Annotated in this window: 16 protein-coding genes; 6 read left to right on the top strand and 10 right to left on the bottom strand. The window is 53.4% G+C overall.

From position 1 onward, the window contains the following. Positions 1-65: 65 nt before the first annotated feature. Positions 66-1,382: a D-serine ammonia-lyase gene (dsdA, locus tag JYB63_RS16990; RefSeq protein WP_336510901.1), complete on the top strand. Its 1,317-nt coding sequence runs from the start codon at positions 66-68 to the stop codon at positions 1,380-1,382. A 4-nt stretch (positions 1,383-1,386) separates the two neighbouring features. On the opposite strand, the gene holA is transcribed toward dsdA, so the two are convergent. From holA to leuS, 3 genes are read right to left on the bottom strand one after another with little or no spacing between them, the layout of a single operon-like run. Beyond that, a complete protein-coding gene (gene holA, locus JYB63_RS16995) occupies positions 1,387-2,412 on the bottom strand; it encodes a DNA polymerase III subunit delta (RefSeq protein WP_205659100.1) in 1,026 nt (341 codons plus the stop codon). A gap of 6 nt (positions 2,413-2,418) precedes the next feature. Beyond that, positions 2,419-2,943 (bottom strand): LPS-assembly lipoprotein LptE, encoded by a 525-nt coding sequence (locus tag JYB63_RS17000; protein WP_205659101.1) that lies wholly within the window; start codon positions 2,941-2,943, stop codon positions 2,419-2,421. Between the two features lie 22 nt (positions 2,944-2,965). Beyond that, entirely contained in the window at positions 2,966-5,557 is a 2,592-nt protein-coding gene (leuS, locus tag JYB63_RS17005; protein ID WP_205659102.1) for a leucine--tRNA ligase, read from the bottom strand. Between the two features lie 206 nt (positions 5,558-5,763). Between leuS and JYB63_RS17010 the strand changes: the two genes are divergently transcribed. Continuing rightward, positions 5,764-6,303 carry a zinc ribbon-containing protein gene (locus JYB63_RS17010; protein ID WP_205659103.1) on the top strand — a complete coding sequence of 180 codons (540 nt, stop codon included), beginning with the start codon at positions 5,764-5,766 and terminating at the stop codon, positions 6,301-6,303. Here JYB63_RS17010 and lnt read toward each other — a convergent pair. Genes lnt through miaB form a run of 5 tightly spaced genes read right to left on the bottom strand, consistent with a single transcriptional unit; the run spans position 6,300 to position 11,514 of the window. Beyond that, on the bottom strand, positions 6,300-7,799 hold the full coding sequence (gene lnt / locus JYB63_RS17015) for an apolipoprotein N-acyltransferase (protein ID WP_205659104.1): 1,500 nt from the start codon (positions 7,797-7,799) through the stop codon (positions 6,300-6,302). The two genes, JYB63_RS17010 and lnt, sit on opposite strands and share 4 nt — an antisense overlap. A gap of 32 nt (positions 7,800-7,831) precedes the next feature. Next, positions 7,832-8,680: a CorC family transporter gene (locus JYB63_RS17020; protein WP_205659105.1), complete on the bottom strand. Its 849-nt coding sequence runs from the start codon at positions 8,678-8,680 to the stop codon at positions 7,832-7,834. Between the two features lie 7 nt (positions 8,681-8,687). Next, positions 8,688-9,149, bottom strand: coding sequence for an rRNA maturation RNase YbeY (gene ybeY, locus JYB63_RS17025; RefSeq protein WP_205659106.1), 462 nt, complete (start codon positions 9,147-9,149; stop codon positions 8,688-8,690). Positions 9,150-9,152: 3 nt separating this feature from the next. After that, positions 9,153-10,145, bottom strand: a complete 993-nt coding sequence (locus JYB63_RS17030) for a PhoH family protein (protein ID WP_205659107.1) — start codon at positions 10,143-10,145, stop codon at positions 9,153-9,155. Between the two features lie 10 nt (positions 10,146-10,155). Continuing rightward, a complete protein-coding gene (miaB, locus tag JYB63_RS17035) occupies positions 10,156-11,514 on the bottom strand; it encodes a tRNA (N6-isopentenyl adenosine(37)-C2)-methylthiotransferase MiaB (protein ID WP_205659108.1) in 1,359 nt (452 codons plus the stop codon). A gap of 243 nt (positions 11,515-11,757) precedes the next feature. On the opposite strand from miaB, the gene JYB63_RS17040 reads away from it, so the two are divergent. Both JYB63_RS17040 and JYB63_RS17045 read left to right on the top strand, forming a co-directional pair. After that, positions 11,758-12,078 (top strand): DUF1820 family protein, encoded by a 321-nt coding sequence (locus tag JYB63_RS17040; RefSeq protein ID WP_205659109.1) that lies wholly within the window; start codon positions 11,758-11,760, stop codon positions 12,076-12,078. Between the two features lie 362 nt (positions 12,079-12,440). After that, positions 12,441-15,725, top strand: coding sequence for an EAL domain-containing protein (locus JYB63_RS17045; RefSeq protein ID WP_205659110.1), 3,285 nt, complete (start codon positions 12,441-12,443; stop codon positions 15,723-15,725). Between the two features lie 3 nt (positions 15,726-15,728). Here the strand turns inward: JYB63_RS17045 and epmB are convergent, their stop codons facing one another. Beyond that, positions 15,729-16,778, bottom strand: coding sequence for an EF-P beta-lysylation protein EpmB (epmB, locus tag JYB63_RS17050; RefSeq protein ID WP_205659111.1), 1,050 nt, complete (start codon positions 16,776-16,778; stop codon positions 15,729-15,731). 167 nt (positions 16,779-16,945) lie between these two features. Here epmB and efp point away from each other — a divergent pair, with 167 nt between their 5' ends. Both efp and epmA read left to right on the top strand, forming a co-directional pair. Next, positions 16,946-17,509, top strand: a complete 564-nt coding sequence (efp, locus tag JYB63_RS17055; RefSeq protein WP_205659112.1) for an elongation factor P — start codon at positions 16,946-16,948, stop codon at positions 17,507-17,509. 136 nt (positions 17,510-17,645) lie between these two features. Further along, positions 17,646-18,623 carry an EF-P lysine aminoacylase EpmA gene (epmA, locus tag JYB63_RS17060; RefSeq protein ID WP_205659113.1) on the top strand — a complete coding sequence of 326 codons (978 nt, stop codon included), beginning with the start codon at positions 17,646-17,648 and terminating at the stop codon, positions 18,621-18,623. Between the two features lie 10 nt (positions 18,624-18,633). Here epmA and JYB63_RS17065 read toward each other — a convergent pair whose 3' ends face one another. Then, positions 18,634-19,770 carry a PatB family C-S lyase gene (locus tag JYB63_RS17065; protein WP_205659114.1) on the bottom strand — a complete coding sequence of 379 codons (1,137 nt, stop codon included), beginning with the start codon at positions 19,768-19,770 and terminating at the stop codon, positions 18,634-18,636. Positions 19,771-19,854: the final 84 nt, after the last annotated feature.

Consider the following 19,854-nt stretch of genomic DNA (forward strand, 5'->3'; position numbering starts at 1 on the left):
AATAAGTAATTCTAAAGCCGTTCGTTCGAATGGAAAGTTCGAATGGAAATATGAGGAGAGGCATTGTGTCATCACTGAATCTGACCACTGAACAACAGGCGCATTTACGTGCAGCGACGCCGCAACTATGGCTGAATCCACAATATATGCAGGATCAGGCGATTGTGGCGACGCCTGAGGTTGATGACCTGTATGCGGCTGAAGCCCGGTTGCAGCGCTTTGCGCCCTTGCTGGAGATTCTGTTTCCTGAGTTACAGGCCAGCGGCGGCCTGATTGAGTCAGCGCTGATTGATACACAGCAATTAAGCACTGAATTTGCTGAGGGCTGTGAAGGGCGGTTATTTCTGAAGGCGGATCATCAGTTACCGGTGGCCGGTTCTATTAAGGCCCGGGGGGGCATTCATGAGGTACTGTGTTTTGCTGAAACACTGGCTCGGCAGGAAGGTTTGCTGGAGGCTGAAGACAATTACACGACTCTGAACAGTGCTGCGGCTAAGGCTGTGTTTTCCCGTTACACAGTGTCAGTGGGCAGTACCGGAAATCTGGGGCTAAGCATCGGCATCATGAGTGCCGCGCTGGGTTTCAGAGCTGAAGTGCATATGTCTGCGGATGCCAAAGACTGGAAGAAGCAGCGTCTTACTGACCGGGGCGTGAAAGTGATTGAGCATGCCGCGGACTATGGTGCCGCAGTAGCCGCCGGCCGTGCCGCTGCTGAAGCTGATCCTTATGGATATTTTGTCGACGATGAACGTTCCCCGCATTTGTTTATGGGCTATGCCGTGGCCGCGCTGCGGTTGGAGTCTCAGTTACAGGCAGCCGGGGGCAGAGTAGATGCTGAGCACCCTCTGTTTGTGTATCTGCCAGCCGGGGTAGGCGGTGCGCCCGGTGGTATCGCGTTTGGTCTGAAGATGCTGTTTGGCCGCTATGTACACTGTTTCTTTGCTGAGCCGGTGCAGGCACCCTGTATGTTACTGGGCATGGCGGGTAATGCCAGCGATGAGCCTGTCAGCGTGGCTGAATTCGGACTGAGCATTGATACCGAAGCTGACGGGCTGGCGGTAGGGACCGCTTCCCAGTGGGTGTGTGATGCGACCCGTAATCTGATTTCAGGTGTGTATACGGCAACAGATGAGTCTCTGTACCGGCAGCTGTACCGGCTTAAAGCACTGATTGATACAGAGGTTGAGCCGTCTGCAGCGATTGGTTGCCTGGGGCCGGAGTTACTGGAAGGAGATGCTGGCAAGGCGTATCTGCAGGCGCACAAGCTGGAAGATCTGATGGGTAATGCCACTCATATCGCCTGGCTGACCGGGGGGAGTTTTGTGCCGGAAGAAGAATACAAACGTTATCTGGATAAAGCCCGGCATATTACAGGCGCTTAAGGGATCAGTGGATTTCGGCCAGTCCCAGTTCAATGCCGCTGAGGCGCAGCATAATGCTGTTAAGGGTTAGCCAGGCATCACCCGGTGCACCCTTGATCTGCTGGTCAACCGTCATGCACTGGCTGAGCATTTGCTGCAGAGCCTGTGGAGCCGTCCGGCGGGCGGCAGCTTGCAGCAGGCCTTTGCGTTTGCCCCAGATACGTTCTTTCTGGCAGATAGCCTCATATTGCTGGCCCTGTGCAAGGCCCTGCTGAATGGTCAGCAGCGTGCGTACTTCACGGCTGATTGCCCACAGGGCAACTGGCGCTTCGGTGCCTTCCTGACGTAATACCTGAATGATCTTGTTGCAGCGAGCGGTCTGTTGCTGCAAGGCGGCATCCACCAGACCATAGATATCGTAGCGGGAGCTGTCGGATACGCTGTCGATTACCTGATCCGCATCCAGCGTCTGGCCGGGGTACAGCAGGTTAAGCTTATCCAGTTCCTGTTTGGCCGCGAGTAAGTTACCTTCAACCCGTTCACAGAGCAGCTGGACGGCATCCCGATCGAGGGTCAGGCCAATCTGCTTGGCGCGGTTATTCAGCCAGCCCGGCAGTTGCTGAGCTTCTACAGGCCAGATCTGCACGATCATGCCGGTCTTGTCGATGGCTTTAAACCAGGCACTTTTCTGCGCTGCGCCGTCGAGTTTATCTGCAATGATCAGCAGGACGTTGTCCGGTGCCGGATTGGCGAGATATTCCCGGAGAATTTCACTGGCTTGCTTATTGGGCTTACTGCCCCCTAAGCGCAGCTCAATGATTTTGCGTTCAGCGAACAGGGAAAGGGCGTTGGCACATTCCAGCAGGTAGGTCCATTTGAAACTGGCATCGGCGTGCAGGGTTTCCCGTTCCGAGAAACCCTGATCAACCAGATATTGCCGCAGCAGGTCGCAACTTTCCTCAATCAGCAGGGGCTCATCACCGGTCACCAGATAGACCGGTAGTGGTGCGCCTTTAAGCTGGCTGGCAAGTTGTTCCGGCTTTGCCTTCATGGCTGATTACTGTGCCGGTTTGATAGCGCTGTAAATCCGAACGATCTGGTCAGCCAGGCGTTCAGACATTTCAGTGCGCAGCTGGGATTCTTCTGCATCACTGGCTGTTTGCGCGTTCGCGTCGTAATCGTAAGTACGGTTAAGTCGCAGGGTTTGCGGTGCCACCACGATTTCGTTATTCCGGTCGAGAATCTCGAAGGTGATGCTGGTACGCAGTTCATACTCATCAACACTGTTGCTTGAGCTGATGGTTGAGGTTCTGCGTTCCTGACGTTCTTCCAGCAGATTAATCTGGTAGTTGGCAGCCACATTCCCCACCAGTTTCACACCGTTCGCTTCCAGATTACGTTCCAGAGGACGAAAAACTGAATAGCTGCCCTGACCGGTTTTATTGATAACGGCCAGCTTAAGGCTCTCGTCGAGGCTGACGATTCCCTTCAGCTGAAAACCACAGGCACTCAGGAAGAGTGCCATAACAGTCATCGCAAAAAGCTTATGCAGCGAAAAAGTCCGTGCGCTCAGGTGGGTCATGCTTAATTCCTTTTGGGCCGGTTTAACCAACAACAATGTTTACCAGTTTGTTCGGTACGACAATCTGCTTACGGATTGTCTTATCTGCCATGTGCTTCTGAACAGACTCGTCTGCCAGCGCAGTGTGCAGGACAATGCTTTCGTCAGCGTCAGCCGGTACCTGGATCTTGGCACGTACCTTACCGTTTACCTGAACAACCATCTGGATGCTGCTGCGAACCATGGCGGATTCGTCAAACTCAGGCCACGGAGAATCCAGCAGACTTTCCGCGTAACCCAGCTGATTCCAAAGCTCATGGGTAATGTGTGGCGTAATCGGCGACAGCAGTTTAACGGCAGCAGACAGGGCTTCGTGGCTTACAGCACGACCCTGATCGCTGGCATCCACAAACTTGCTGATGGCGTTACACAGTTCCATAACCGCAGCAATGGCGGTGTTGAAGGTCTGACGACGCTCAATGTCATCACCGACTTTCTTGATGGTTTCATGGGTCTTCAGACGCAGGGCCTTCTGAGCATCGTTCAGTGCTTCAGGGTCCAGCGCAACCGCTTCACCCGGCTGTTGCAGGTGATCGAATACCAGTTTCCACAGACGGCGCATGAAACGGTGTGCACCTTCCACACCGGAATCAGACCACTCCAGAGACTGTTCCGGCGGTGCTGCAAACATCATGAACAGACGGACGGTGTCAGCACCGTACTTATCGATCATCATCTGCGGATCGATACCGTTGTTCTTGGACTTGGACATTTTGCCCATGCCTGCAGATTCAACCGGCAGACCGTCTTCTTTGTGCAGTGCCTGAGTGATACGGCCTTTCTCGTCGCGCTCGACGGTAACGTCCTGCGGAGAGATCCAGTCTTTAGCACCTTTTTCGTCTTCACGGAAATAGGTGTCCGCCAGAACCATACCCTGACACAGTAGGCGTTCGAACGGCTCATCGGAGTTAACCAGGCCTTCGTCACGCATCAGTTTGTGGAAGAAGCGTGAGTACAGCAGGTGCAGGATGGCGTGTTCGATACCACCAATGTACTGGTTAACCGGCAGCCAGTAGTTGGCCTGTTCAGGGTTCAGCATGGTGTCGGCGTTACGGCAGGCGTAACGGGCGTAGTACCAGGATGATTCCATAAAGGTATCGAAGGTATCGGTTTCACGTTCAGCATCGCCGCCACATTTCGGGCAGGTGGTCTGAATGAAACTGTCCATTTTCTTGATTGGTGAGCCAACACCGTCAAATTCAACGTCTGTTGGCAGCACAACCGGCAGCTGATCTTCCGGAACCGGAACAGCACCACAGCTGTTACAGTTGATCACCGGGATTGGTGTACCCCAGTAACGCTGACGGGAAACACCCCAGTCACGCAGGCGGTAGTTGATTGTAATCTTGCCTTTGCCCTTGGACTGCAGTTCCGCCGCGATGGCTTTGAATGCCATGTCGAAATCCAGGTCATCGAAGTCACCGGAGTTCACCAGAATACCTTTTTCGGTATAGGCTTCGCTGCTCAGGTCGTATTCGGCGCTGTCGTCTGCAGGGCGGATAACCTGCTGGATGTTCAGACCGTATTTAGTCGCGAATTCATAGTCGCGCTGGTCGTGGGCCGGTACGGCCATAACCGCGCCTGAACCGTAATCCATCAGGACAAAGTTTGCTGTCCAGACCGGTACTTTTTTACCGGTCAGCGGGTGAACCGCATCGATGCCAAGTGCGAAGCCTTTTTTCTCCATGGTAGCCATGTCGGCTTCGGCCACTTTCATGTTTTTGCATTCGTCGATGAACGCTGCCAGTTCAGGATTGTTCTCAGCTGCCTGCTGGGCCAGCGGGTGGGCAGGCGCAACTGCCACGTAGGTAACACCCATCAGGGTATCCGGACGGGTGGTGAACACTTCCATCGGGCCAAAGCCGTCAACGTCAAAGCTCAGCTCAACACCCTGGGAGCGACCGATCCAGTTACGCTGCATGGTGCGTACCTGCTCAGGCCATTCTTCCAGCTGGTCCAGATCATCCAGCAGTTCATCAGCGTAATCAGTGATTTTCAGGAACCACTGAGGAATCTTCTTGCGCTCAACCAGCGCACCGGAGCGCCAGCCGCGGCCGTCGATAACCTGTTCGTTTGCCAGTACTGTCTGGTCAATCGGGTCCCAGTTAACTTCGGCTTCTTTCTTGTATACCACGCCCTTTTCCATCAGACGGGTAAAGAACCACTGTTCCCAGCGGTAGTATTCCGGATGGCAGGTGGCAACTTCACGATTCCAGTCGTAACCGAACCCCATCTGGTTCAGCTGGTTACGCATGTAATCGATGTTTTCATACGTCCAGCCAGCTGGCGCGACGTTGTTTTTCAGAGCAGCATTTTCCGCCGGCAGACCGAAAGCATCCCAGCCCATTGGCTGCAGTACGTTTTTGCCCTGCATACGCTGGTAACGGGAAACCACATCACCAATGGTGTAGTTACGCACGTGACCCATGTGCAGGCGACCGCTTGGGTAAGGGAACATAGACAGGCAGTAGAATTTTTCTTTGCTGGTGTCTTCGGTGGCTTTGAAACTGTCGTTATTCACCCAGTATTGCTGAACTTCGGGCTCGATCTGCTGTGGGATATATTGTTCGTTCATCTTTGCTCAGTAATAAGAAAACCGACTTTTTAGCGAAGCCGGTTTTCATCTCAATTGGAAAGTTTCTGCATTGGCGCATAGCATACAATATAAGGCAACTGACAGATAGAGAGCGTGGGCAGATATCCCGCTGATGGGAAAACAAATATGCGATTTATGTTTACTGTCCGCTGCCACTCTGTGAACAGGGGGTAAGAGGAGGATGTATGAGCGATAAACCTAAGGGAAAAACTGATTTTTCGGATCAGTATGACCGGGTGATGACACGTTTGCGTGATCAGCTCGAGGCCGCCGAGTATCAGTCGTGGGATTTTCTTCAGGACCGTATCGAAGAAGCGGTGGAGCTTGAGCTTGCCGCCGAGGAAATGACCCGTGATGAAATGGACTTGCTGGCTGCCTATATCAAGCGCGACCTGAAGAAGCTTGGTTATTATGCCCATGAAACCGGCGAGGGGATTGCCGCCTGGCTGAATTTTGATCTGAATATTCTGGAGCATCAGATCGGTGCGCAACTGATGGATCTGGCGGATCGCACGCGGATCGGTCTGACAGAGCTGGAGCAGCGATCACTGCAGGAAGAAATGTATCTGGCGGGAGAAACCGCCGGTGCCGGTACATTCCGTTGTCTGGCCTGCGGTACCGATAACCGCCTTACCCGGTCCAGCAGTCTGACACCCTGTCTGGTGTGTGGCGGTGAACGTTTTGCCCGGCAGTCGGCCCCCTGGGAGGGAGCGTCCGAAGGCTAACGGTACTTGCGACGGCCGCTGAACAGCAGGCTCAGTAACAGTAAAACACCGATCACAACCTGCAATGGCTGATCGCCATATTGCTGGTAGGGGGTGGAGCCCTGCATCAGCGGGACTTCTGCGTAAAGCGCACCGGTATCAAACTGGGGCAGTTCCGAATCAATTTTGCCGTCCGGCCGCATAATGGCGGTCAGGCCGTTGTTGGTCGACCGGATCAGCCAGCGGCCATTTTCCAGTGCCCGCATCCGGGCAATCTGCAGATGCTGCTGAGGGGCAATGGAGTCTCCGAACCAGGCGTCGTTACTGACGGTCAGCATCACATTACTGCGCACCGCATAGTCGCGTACCAGTTCCGGATAGGCGATTTCGTAGCAGATAAACGGTGCCATGGCGGCATCTTTTACCTGCAGCAATGACTGTTCATCCGGCCCCAGACTGAACTGCGACATCGGCAGGTTGAAGAAGTCGATAGTGCCCCGCAGCAAGTTTTCGAGCGGGACATACTCACCGAATGGCACCAGGCGCTGTTTATGGTAACTGCCTTCACCACCGGCGAGGATGGTGATGCTGTTGTAGTACCCCAGATTATTTTTACGTGACGGATTGTTAAACACGGAAGGCATGCCGCTGATCAGGGTGCGGTCCTGTTCTTCCAGCTGCTCCAGATACGGTGCAAGAATTTTGACCGCATCACGATAGAAAGTAGGGATAGCGGTTTCCGGCCAGATCACCATATCCACGTCTTTGTCTGTCTGGCTCAGATCAACATAGCGTTGCAGAATTTCCGGCATCTGGCTGCGCTGCCATTTCAGCTGCTGGGGAATACTGGCCTGGGCCAGATAAACTTTAGTGACGCCGCTCTGGGTGGTCCAGTTCTGCGGCACTTTATCCAGCAACAGCCAGGGGGCGCTGAACATCACAATTAATGCCAGTGCCGGCAATGGGCGACGGTAACAGCGGAGGATGCCCAGGGCGGCAATGCCCAGCGCGACGGTGTAAAGGCTGAGGAGCCAGACGCCGCCAAAGGGGGCATAGACGGAAAGAGGCGTATCAGTGAGGGCATAGCCCATATACAGCCACGGAAAGCCGGTAAACAGCCAGCTGCGTAACCATTCAAACGCTACCCAGACGGCGATAAACCCGAGGCCGCTGTAAAAGAAACGCCGGTACAGCCAGGTTTGCACGAGAACAAAAAGTGCCATGGCTGCGACGAAAACCGCGGTAAGCAGGGTGGCCAGCCAGACCGGGGCGTTGCCGTGTTCGTGAATACTGACGAATACCCAGGAAACCCCGACACCATAAAGCCCAAGGCCGTAGCACCAGCCAATCAGGGCGGCACCACGGAAACTGCTTTCATGGAGAAGAATAAATAGCAGAGCGGCGGAAACCGGTGCCAGATACCAGTAATCGAAAGGTGCCAGTGCCAGCGGAGCCAGTCCGCCGGCGATGACTGCTAATATTACCCTAAGCCAGATGTACGCAGTTTTTTGTGGCATAGCTGAGGTATCCGTCAGGTCGTTAAAATGGGCTAGTTACTGGCCCGGGTTACCTGTAACAACCGGATGCGACGGTTTTCAGCGCTGAGTACCTTAAAGGTAAATTCATCGATACTGACCACTTCATCCTTGTGCGGCAGGTGTCCGAACTTCTGAGTCACCAGGCCTCCGATGGTATCAAAGTCATCATCTGGCAGGCCAATATCGAAGTATTCATTGAAGTCTTCGATAGGGGTGAGGGCTTTAACTATATAGCCATTTTCATCAAATGGCTTGATGTTACTTTCATCATCTTCGCTGTCGTGTTCGTCTTCGATTTCTCCGACGATCTGTTCCAGCACGTCTTCGATGGTAATCAGACCGGCAACACCGGCGTATTCATCAACCACCATGGCCATGTGGTTACGGTTCGCACGGAATTCTTTCAGCAGAATGTTCAGACGCTTACTTTCCGGAATAATGGTCGGCTTGCGCAGGTGCTGGGTGATATCGAAGTTTTCCAGACCATCGTCATCGAGAATCAGGGGCAACAGGTCTTTTGCCAGCAGGATACCCAGCAGGTCGTCCGGGTTTTCACCGATAACCGGGAACCGGGAGTGGGCGCTGGAAATGATGATAGGCAAAAATTCTTTAGGTGTCTGGTCGGCTTCAACCACCACCATTTGTGAGCGGGGGATCATAACATCCCGGACTTGCTGGTCAGAAACCTGCATGGCGCCTTCAATGATGCTGTAGGCTTCCTGGTCCAGAATATTTTCGTCAGCAGCGTCTTTTAGGTCTGCTAACAGGTCTTCGCGGGTTTTCGGCTCATCAGAAAATGCCTGGGTGATTTTGCCCAGCCAGTTTTTCTGTGTGCCATGTTCCGTTCGGTCTTCGCTCATATTGTCCTTATGGGTCCTGATTATCGTATGGGTTACTGATGTCTAACTGTGACAGCAATTTAACTTCTAATGCTTCCATTTCTTCAGCATCAGCATCATTTATATGGTCGAATCCTAACAGATGCAAGCATCCGTGAATGACCATATGCGCCCAGTGGTGCATCAGTGGCTTGTTTTGTTCGTCGGCTTCACGGCTGACAACCGGGGCGCAGATCACCAGATCCCCCAGTAAATCCAGCTCGATGCCTTTCGGTACTTCAAACGGGAAGGACAATACATTGGTGGGTTTGTCCTTGCCACGGTAGTCGTTATTCAGTTGCTGGCTTTCCGCTTCATCAACAATCCGCACGGACAGTTCAGCGGTGTCGCGAAAGTCAGCAATGGCCAGGCTGGCCCAGCGGGTCAGCTCGGCTTCGTCCGGCAGGTTGATGTCTTCGATCTGACACTGGCGGTCAACGTAATAGCTCATGCATTAATTTCCGGTGTTATGTTGCAGATCGAATTCGTCGTAGGCTTCAACAATGTGCTGCACCAGTGGGTGACGGACCACATCTTTCGCCAGAAAACGGGTGAAACCGATACCTTCCACATCCCGCAGTACCTGCTGAGCGTGGATCAGGCCGGAGCGTACGCCCTTGGGCAGGTCGATCTGAGTGGTGTCACCGGTAATAACCGCGGTGGAACCAAAACCGATCCGGGTCAGGAACATCTTCATCTGTTCCCGGGTAGTGTTCTGGCTTTCGTCCAGAATCACGAATGAACCGTTCAGCGTCCGGCCGCGCATGTAGGCCAGCGGCGCAACTTCAATGACGTTGCGCTCAATCAGCTTGGTTACCCGTTCAATCCCCAGCATTTCGTACAGAGCGTCATAAAGAGGACGCAGGTACGGGTCGACTTTCTGGCTCAGGTCACCGGGCAGGAAACCGAGTTTCTCACCGGCTTCAACCGCCGGGCGGACCAGCAGGATCCGGCTGACTTCATCCCGTTCCAGTGCTTCGCAGGCACAGGCTACTGCCAGATAGGTTTTACCGGTACCGGCAGGGCCGATGCCGAAGTTGATGTCATGGCGCAGAATAGAACGCAGGTAGTCCTGCTGGTTCGGTCCGCGCGGACGAATCAGTGCTTTGCGGGTACGGATAGTAATGTCCGGCTGGTAGATGTCTGCCGGTTCCGGGCGGGCTTTGATCTGCTCCACGCCGGATTGCTGCAACAACAGGTGTACCTGTTCAGCGGTAATTTCCTGGCCGTCCTGGGATTCCTGATACAGCTGGGTGATGACCTGCTCGCCGGCTTTGATAGAGCTGGCTTCGCCGGCCAGTTTAAAGATATTGCCGCGGTTGCTGATATCAATATCCAACCGTTCGGCCATCAGCTTCAGGTGTTCATCCAGCTGGCCACAGAGGTTGGCCAGATGGTGCGGGTCATTCGGATGAAGGCTGAAGCTAAGGGAGTCAGCAGTGTTCAATGAGGATACCTCAGGCATCTTTTGCAAAATTATTCAGTTCGGAGCTGACCAGCTGACCCAGCAGGGAGTTGGCGTAAGCTTCGACAATTTCCACGTCGGCAAAGTGACCAATCAGATCCGGGTTATCGCAGCGGAAGTTTACTACCCGGTTGTTTTCCGTACGGCCGGACAGCATGCCCGGGTCACGTTTGGAGTAATCGTTCACCAGAATACGCTCTACAGTTCCCACCATACGGCGGCTGATCTGCATTGCCTGCTGAGTAATCCGTTCCTGCAGGATGTTCAGGCGCTGCTTCTTGGTTTCTTCGCTGACGTCATCCGGCAGATCCGATGCCGGTGTACCCGGACGGCGGCTGTAGATAAAGCTGAAAGAATGGTCAAAGCCGATCTGGGCGATCAGGTTCATGGTTGCTTCAAAGTCAGCGTCGGTTTCACCCGGGAAGCCAATGATAAAGTCCGAAGAGAAAGAGATGTTCGGGCGCAGGGCTTTAATCCGGCGCAGCTTGGACTTGTACTCAATGGCCGTGTGGCCGCGTTTCATGGCCATCAGAATGCGGTCGGAACCGCTCTGTACCGGCAGGTGCAGGTGGCTTACCAGCTCCGGTACTTCTGCGTATACATCAATCAGGCTTTCAGTGAACTCAACCGGATGAGAGGTGGTGAAGCGGATACGGTCAATGCCGTCGACCGCCGCAACACAGCGGATCAGCTCAGCCAGGTCTGCAACATCGCCATCGTGGGTGTTACCACGGTAGGCGTTAACGTTCTGGCCCAGCAGGTTTACTTCACGGACACCCTGTTCCGCCAGCTCAACCACTTCGGTCAGTACGTCATCCAGCGGGCGGCTGACTTCCTCGCCACGGGTATAAGGCACAACGCAGAACGTGCAGTACTTGCTGCAACCTTCCATAACCGATACGAATGCTTCGGCGCCGTCTACTTTCGGGGCAGGCAGGTGATCAAACTTCTCGATTTCCGGGAAGCTGATATCCACAATGCCTTTTTTGTTCTCATGGGTAAGATCAATCATTTCCGGCAGGCGGTGCAGGGTTTGCGGGCCGAAAATCATATCCACGTAAGGTGCACGCTTAAGAATCGCTTCACCTTCCTGGCTGGCAACACAGCCGCCAACACCGATTTTCAGTTCCGGATTGCCGGCTTTCAGCTTGCGCCAGCGTCCCAGTTGGTGGAAAACTTTTTCCTGCGCCTTTTCCCGGATAGAACAGGTGTTAAGCAGCAGAACGTCCGCTTCATCCTGGTTGTCAGTAAGTTCCAGCTCGTGGCTTTCGCCCAGAAGGTCGGCCATACGCGCTGAATCGTATTCGTTCATCTGACAGCCATGGGTTTTAATGAATAGCTTCTTCGCCATTACACACCTGTTGTAACGTTGGGATTGATCAAAGGGGCAGGAATTATACGCTAAGGTCGAAAGGGTGCCTAGTTATTAATCAGCAAGATCGTATCTGTATCAATATTCATGACGGAGTAATAATCCCCCCGTTTGCTCTTGTATTTTAGTGCGCTGCCCGTATATTTGCTGCCTGAAATTTTTACGATCAGATTTTGATCATCCAGTAGTAAATGTCCGGTAACGGGCTGGCAGAGTTAAACCATGGAAAAAGACGCGATTTACCGGATTAAGTTTCTCAATCAGGATGAAGTCTACGAGGTGTATGCCAAGCATCTCTACCAGAGCGATTTATGGGGCTTTCTGGAAATTGAAGAGTTTGTCTTTGGCAGCCAGACCCAGATGGTGGTTGATCCTTCGGAAGAAAAACTCAAACAGCAGTTTGAAGATGTAGAGCGCAGCTACATTCCGATGCAGTCAGTTATCCGCATTGATGAGGTGAAGCACGAGGGCGTGGCTAAAATCACGCCGGCCCGGGGCACCAATGTCGCAGCTTTCCCCGGAGTGCCCCCAAAGCATAAGTAAAATAATCACTTAGCTTTATACAGTCTTCTCTGATTTGGGGCAGGTTTTGTGTGCTTCAAGCATCGACCATAACGTATGTTTGAATTAATCTGTCGGGATGGGTAGTCCCGGATTGAGCCGGCTCTGCCCATTGTCTATGATGAGCTAAACAGTTGTGGAACGTTTGAATCGGGTGACAAAAAACAGCTCCCGGCCACAGCTGTCCGACTAATTTCAGGCATGTTTGCAGCTGGACGGTTTGCGGAGAAGCGCAGTTATCTCTAGGGATAAACCGTTGCAGAGATGCGCTTCGGGCGGGGAAAGGATTGAATACTCCAGATAACAGTCGTCCCAGTTTTATGACTTACCTGCAGGTATATCTGATGCCTGGGGTAATGTATTTCCTGTTGGCTCAGCTGACAGTGTTACTGACCGCGCCGCCCGGCGAACCCTCTATTATCTGGCCGCCGGCCGGCTTTGCAATTGTCATCCTCATGTTGCTGGGCAAGCCAGCTCTGCCAAGCCTGTTTGCCGGTATGCTGGCCCATCAGTTGTATTTCTGGTTTGTGGGGGCGCCGGAAACAGTACTTCATCTCAAGTTTATTTTAGGCGGGGTCATCAGTGTCGGTGTCATGCTGCAGGCGATGATTGCCGTGCGTCTGATCAACCGTTATGTCGGGCCCGATGATCCGCTGATTGATGACCGGGCGATTCTGCGTTTTCTGCTGATTGTCGGCCCCCTCAGTTCGCTGGTGGCCTGTACCACGGCGGTCATCTGCTTTGCAGTTTTCAAAACCATGCCGGTTGCTGAGCTGGGAGCTGTGTGGCTGACCTGGTGGCTGGGCGACAGTATTGGCGCCATGATTGTAACGCCGCTGTTGCTGGCCCTGATAAAATCCAGCCCGGTAGGGCGCTTCAACCGCCGGGTCAGCGTGGGGATTCCTATTCTGGGTCTGTTGCTGGTTATCGGTTTGCTGTTTGTGGTTACCGGCGAACGGGAAAAAGATGAACGCAACCAATTGTTTGTCCGTCAGGCCGGTACCCTGCATTTACAGTTGGTCGGGGCGTTTCAGGAAAGTTTTCAGCTGCTGAATATGACCCGGTCTTTCTTGGAAAGTGGTGGGTATGTATCGAAAGAAGAGTTTGCCATATTCGGTCAGGGGTTGCTGGATCAGACTAAGGGCATTCAGGCCCTTGAGTGGATTCCCCGGGTAGCCAGTTTTAACCGGACCTCCTTTGAGAACGCCAATGACGGTCCCGGTGATATCAAAGTGTTTGACGGTGACAAGATTAAGCGTGCGCCGGATAAAGCGGTGTACTACCCCATTAAATATGTCCAGCCTTACTCCGGTAACGAGCGGGCCTACGGTTATGATGTGTCTTCCAATCCGATGGCTAAGGAAGCACAGGATTATGCTTTTTTGTATAACAGCATTGGTGCGACAGCTCCGATCCGGCTGATTCAGGAGTCCGGACAGCAGGCCGGTGTGGTGGTCTATCTGTCCATGAGTCAGAAGGGTAAAGAGCACGTCTGGGATAATCATCTGGGCTTTGTGGCCATGGTGTACCGGGCGGATGATTTCATCACCAGCCATTTACTCGGGCCGAATACATCCCTGACACGGCAGATTTATACCCGTATCACCGATGTAACCGATGACACACCTAAGGAACTGTACCGTTCTCCCCGGTTTGATGAACGTCTGATGGACCCGTCGGATGACCGGCATATTAAGCGTTTATTCCTGCTTGGCGGTCGTCAGTGGGAGTTTGAATACCTGCCGGCCGGTGAATCCCTGTACAAAGATGGCATTTCGTCCAGCTGGCTGATTCTGTCGGCGGGCATGCTGTTTGCGTCGCTGATCTGTGGTTGGTTGCTGACCCTGACTGGCCGGACTGTTCGGGTGGGTGAACTTGTCAATGAAAAGACCGCGGATCTGCAGCACGAAATTGATGAGCGTCGTTCTGCGGAGCTGGCCCTGCGAAAATTATCCAAAGCGGTTGAGTACAGCCCCTACATGGTGGTGATATCACGGCTTGACGGCACGGTTGAATACGCCAGCCCGAAAGTGCTGGAAGTGACCGGCTTTTCAGAGGAAGAAGTGATCGGACAGCCAATCAATATGCTCCATTACGACCAGGGGCAGGAAACATCCTATGACACGATCTGGGATATGCTGCGTACCACCCGGGAATGGCAGGGTGAACTGCTGAACCTGCGGAAGAATGGTCAGGCGTACTGGGCCAATGTGCACATTGCTCCGATTTATGATGAAGCGGATGAGGTGACTCACTATGTTTCGATTCATCAGGATATTACTGAGGCGCGGGAGATTTCTGAGCAGCTGAATTATCAGGCCAGTCATGATCAGCTTACAGATCTGGTGAACCGGCGGGCGTTTGAGCAGTTGCTGGAGCAAACCCTGGAACACAGTCAGGTAACCGGTGAGCAGCATGTGTTCTGTTTCCTCGATCTGGATCAGTTCAAGGTGGTTAATGATACCTGCGGACATATTGCCGGTGATGAATTACTGCGGCAGCTAGCGCACTTGCTGCAGGAGCGGATTCGCGCTGGCGATACCCTGGCCCGCTTGGGTGGCGATGAATTTGGTATCCTGATGCGTAACTGTAATTTGCAGCAGGCCGAACGGGTGGCCAATGACCTGCGAGAGAAAATCGCCTCCTTCAAGTTCAGCTGGGAAAACCAGATGTTCAGCGTCGGTGTGAGTATCGGCGTGGTTGAAATTGATCAGCACAGTGTGAATAAGATTGAGCTGATGAAACAAGCGGATTCAGCCTGTTATACCGCAAAGGAAAACGGCCGTAACCGGGTTCACCTTTATCAGCAGGATGATGCCATGCTGCTGAAGCGGGAAGGGGAAATGCAGTGGGTATCGGAAATCAATGCCGCACTGGATGAAGACCGTTTTGTGCTCTTCGGACAGATTATCCTGCCTTTGCAGGATCAGGGCCTGAAACCGGATATTGAAGTGTTGCTGCGGTTACGGGATAAAGACGGTAACCTGGTACCTCCGGGGGCTTTCCTGCCGGCGGTGGAGCGTTATCATCTGAGCAGCCGGGTGGACCGCTGGGTAGTGGAGCATACCCTTGACTGGCTGGAACAGAATGCCATGGTTTTCTCCCGTACAATAGGGCGCTGTGCCATTAATCTCTCCGGCAGTTCCCTGGGAGACAGCACCATTCAGGATGCGATTCTGCAACGCCTGAAAGCGTCTACAATTCCTGCCTCGACCCTGAAATTTGAAATCACAGAAACCTCTGCGATTGCCAATCTTTCAGATGCCCGGGATTTCATTAATGCCCTGAAGGCGTTTGGCTGTCATTTTTCACTGGATGATTTTGGCAGCGGTCTGTCATCGTTCGCTTATCTGAAGAACTTACCAGTAGATACCCTGAAGATCGACGGTATTTTCATCAGGGAAATCGTTGAGAATAAGCTTGATCTGGCGATGGTGAAATCCATCAATGAAATCGGTCATGTGATGGGCATGCAAACCGTCGCCGAGTTTGTGGAAAACGATGAAATCGTTGAGCTGCTACGGGAAATCGGTATCGATTACGGGCAGGGCTATGGCCTTGGTCGCCCTAAGCCATTGGCTGAACTGCTGCTGGAACAACAGCAGTTACGGGCCCTGGAAGTTTCTTAATCGTTATTCTGCAGGGGCCGGCGTGCTGGCAACCGGTAACAGGGTTTTAGAAGCCCTGCCGGGGATTTCCCGGGCCAGCTTCGGTACCAGGTAGCCGGGTAAGCGGCTCTGTAATTCACTGACCAGTTGCTGGGCTTCCCGGTCGGCAATGTCGAAGTGAGCCGCGCCGGCTACCGGGTCAAAGGTAAACAGGTAATAAGGCAAAATCCCCGCACGGAATAACGTTTCACTGAGCGCTTCCAGTGCGTCCACTGAATCATTGACTCCCCTCAGCAGTACCGCCTGATTCAGTACGGTCACTCCGCTTTGTTTAAGTTGCGCCACTGCCGTCGCAACGTCGTTGTCTATTTCATTAGCATGGTTGATGTGTAATACCATCACAGTTTGCAGCCGGCTACTGGCCAGGCGGTTGCTCAGTTCCGGCGTTATCCGCTGAGGAATTACCACCGGCAGCCGGGAATGGATACGTAAACGCTGCAGATGAGGAATGGCTTCCAGTGAGCTGATCAGTTTATCGAGGCGTTTATCATTGGTTGCCAGCGGGTCGCCACCGGAAAAGATAACTTCTTTGATGCTGCTGTCAGCGGCGATGTAATCCACCACCTGTTGCCACTGATCCGGCCCCAGGCGGTTATCTTCATAGGGAAAATGTCTGCGGAAGCAGTAACGGCAGTTTATTGCACAGGCACCGGTCAGAATGATCAGTACCCGGCCTTTGTACTTATGTATCAGGCCGTCATGGGGATTACTGTCTGCTTCCGCCAGCGGGTCTGTGATATAGCCGGGAACATTATCGGCTTCCGCACTGACAGGCAGAACCTGCCGCAGCAGAGGATCGTTCAGATCGCCGGGCCTGATCCGCTGCAGATAAGGAGCGGGTACTCTTACAGAAAAATCTTTGTGCCCCTGCAACGCCCCGTTTACTGTTTCCGGGGGGAGGTTCAGTGCACTGACAAGTTCAGCCGGGTCGGTGATGGCCTGGCTGAGCAGTTGTTGCCAGCTGTTTGCTGATTCAGAAGGATGATTCAGATCAGCAACTTTAAGAGGTTTCATGTCGGGGCTACTTTAATTCGCTTGGAAAATTGGCTCGCATTCTCCTTTCAAGTAGAATGGCTGTCAATTTTGTATAAGCCGGGAAAATTGCAGCGGGTCTGAGCCCTGTGCAGACTGATTTTCCGGCCGCTCAGTTTTAGCATATTCCCTTAGGTATCGAGACAATTATGGCAAACTATTCTACTAACCAGTTTAAAAATGGCCTGAAGGTCATGATCGACGGCGACCCTTGTTCAATGGTTGACGTTGAGTTCGTAAAGCCGGGTAAAGGCCAGGCTTTTACCCGCGTTAAAATGAAAAACCTGATGTCCGGCCGTACCTGGGAGCGTACCTTCAAGTCTGGTGAAAGCGTTGAAGGTGCAGATGTAATGGATACCGATATGGAGTATCTGTACAACGACGGTGAAATGTGGCACTTCATGGATCCTAAGACCTATGAGCAGGTTGCTGCTGACCAGACCGCTATCGGTGATGCGCACCTGTGGCTGAAAGAACAGGATGCCTGCCAGGTAACTTTGTTCAACGGTAACCCTATTTCTGTTACTCCGCCGAACTTCGTTGAGCTGGAAGTGGTTGAAACTGATCCGGGTCTGAAAGGCGATACTGCACAGGGCGGTTCCAAGCCTGCTACTCTGCAGTCTGGCGCTGTTGTACGTGTACCTCTGTTCATTGAGCGCGGTGAAGTACTGAAGATCGATACCCGTACCGGTGAGTACGTATCCCGCGCTTAATTGCCCGGTGGTAATCTGAAAATGGCAGCCCGGGCTGCCATTTTTTGTGCCTGTTATTTGCCGGCTTTGTTACTTTTGTTGAAAGAGCTTCCAGTCGCCAGCCGCCCCGTAACCCTTTTATCTCAGGAAGATTTCTGTGTCTGATACTCCACAGTGGAACAGTGCTGCTCCAATCGAAAATCTGCGCCGTCGTGCCGCGATCATTGCTGCTATCCGGGCGTTTTTTGTCGGTAAAGACGTACTTGAGGTAGATACTCCGGTGATGTCTAACGCAGCGGTTAGTGATCCGTATATCGATACAATCGAGTGCCGGTATCAGCCGCTGGTGGGCGGCGATGTGGAGATGAAATACCTGCAAAGTTCGCCAGAATACGCCATGAAGCGCCTGCTGGCCAGTGGCAGCGGGCCGATCTATCAGATCAGTAAGGCGTTCCGTAACGGTGAGGTGGGCCGCCGGCATAATCCTGAGTTCAGCATGCTGGAATGGTACCGGCCGGGGTTTGATCACCGTCAGCTGATGACAGAAGTGGCTGAGTTACTGTTACCGTTGTTGGGGCTTTCGGAAGCGGTTGAATACAGTTATGCACAGGTCTTTAAGACCCATCTGGGGATCGACCCGCACAGTGCCTGTGTGGCTGAGTTACGGACAATCGCTGCTGAACATATCGACAGTAATTACGAGGATGATAACCGGGATAACTGGCTGAATTTACTGATGTCCCACGTGATTGAGCCACGGCTGGCCAGTGAAGGCGCGGTATTTGTTTATGATTATCCCGCCAGTCAGGCGGCATTGGCGAAAGTCTCTGAAGATGCTCAGGGACGGGCCGTTGCCGAGCGTTTTGAGTTATTTGTGCACGGTGTTGAGCTGGCAAATGGTTACCATGAACTGACTGATGCAACAGAGCAGGCCCGCCGGTTTGAGGCCGATAACCGCCAGCGTGGTGAAGAAAATCTGCCACAGCGGCCGGTGGATGATCTGCTGATTGCTGCGCTGGAAAATGGCATGCCGGACTGTGCCGGCGTAGCTGTTGGCATAGACCGCCTGGTGATGCAGGCGATCGGTACCGATAACATTGCCGATGTGATTGCTTTCCCTCTGCCCCTGGCCTGAAAACACCAGGTTAGTCGGTTAGTGCCTGTCTTAAGCGTCTGACGGCTTCTTCCAGCGTGCTGCGGGGGCAGCCAAAATTAAGCCGCATAAAGTTATCGTCACCAAAATCCTTACCGGGTGACATGCCCACACCGGCGCTTTCAAAAAAGGTGACCGGATCATCCAGCTCCGCGTCGCGGATATCAATCCAGGCCAGATACGTGGCGTCAAAGTGTGCCAGCCGCAGGCCGGGAATCCGGTTAATTTCCGCTAACAGATAATCCCGGTTGCTGCGTAAATACTTCAGTTGCTGCTGATGCCAGTCATCACCGTCCTTATAGGCGGCAAGTGCGGCGGTATAGCCCAGCAGGTTCACGTCCGGCACGATGCCCCGGCGTACTTTCCTGAAGCGGTTACGTAATGCCTGATCCGGAATAATGGCGACGGAACTGCCCAGCCCGGCAATATTGAAGGTTTTGCTGGGAGCCATCAGGGTGATTGTGCGGGCGGCAATGTCCGGGCCCAGTGATGCCAGCGGGATATGTTCAACACCCGGCTCCAGGATCATGTCACAGTGAATTTCATCAGAGCAGATCAGCAAATCATGGCGCGCGCAGATCTCCGCCAGCTGTTCCAGTTCTGCCCGCCGGTACACGGTGCCGCCCGGGTTATGCGGGTTACAGAAGAGCAGCAGGCGGGTCTGCGCGGTGATTGCCGCTTCAAGGGCACTGAAGTCGATCAGCCAGCGGCCCTGCTGTTGAACCATCGGTATACCGAGGTGTTGCCCTCCGGACAGCGTTGGCGCGGAACGGAAGGGTGGGTAGATGGTATCGGGGGTCAGGGTGACCGGTGAAGCGACAGTCCGGCAGCTAAGGTGCAGGCCGCTGACCAGCCCGGGCAACCATACAAACCACTGTTCATCGGTTTCCCAGCCATACAGGCGGCGCAGGCGTTCAGTCATTACCCCGTTGAGTTCCGCCGGGCGCTGGGTGTAACCGAATACTCCGTGGGCAACCCGTGCCTGCAGTGCTTCAGTAATCACCGGCGCGGTGGTGAAATCGGTATCTGCCACCCACATTGGGAGGATGTCACGGTCTTTGTAACGTTCCCATTTCATGCTGGAGGTTTCCCGGCGGTCTACCGGTACATCAAAGTGGTCTTTTTTCACAGTGGGTTTTACTCCTGATCCCAGTAACGGTGCCTGATCTGACCTGCTTCGCAGACAGGTTATTACCTTGCAAATACACCCTGT

It is taken from the genome of Aliamphritea spongicola (genome assembly GCF_017051665.1).
GTDB classification, from domain to species: domain Bacteria; phylum Pseudomonadota; class Gammaproteobacteria; order Pseudomonadales; family Balneatricaceae; genus Amphritea; species Amphritea spongicola.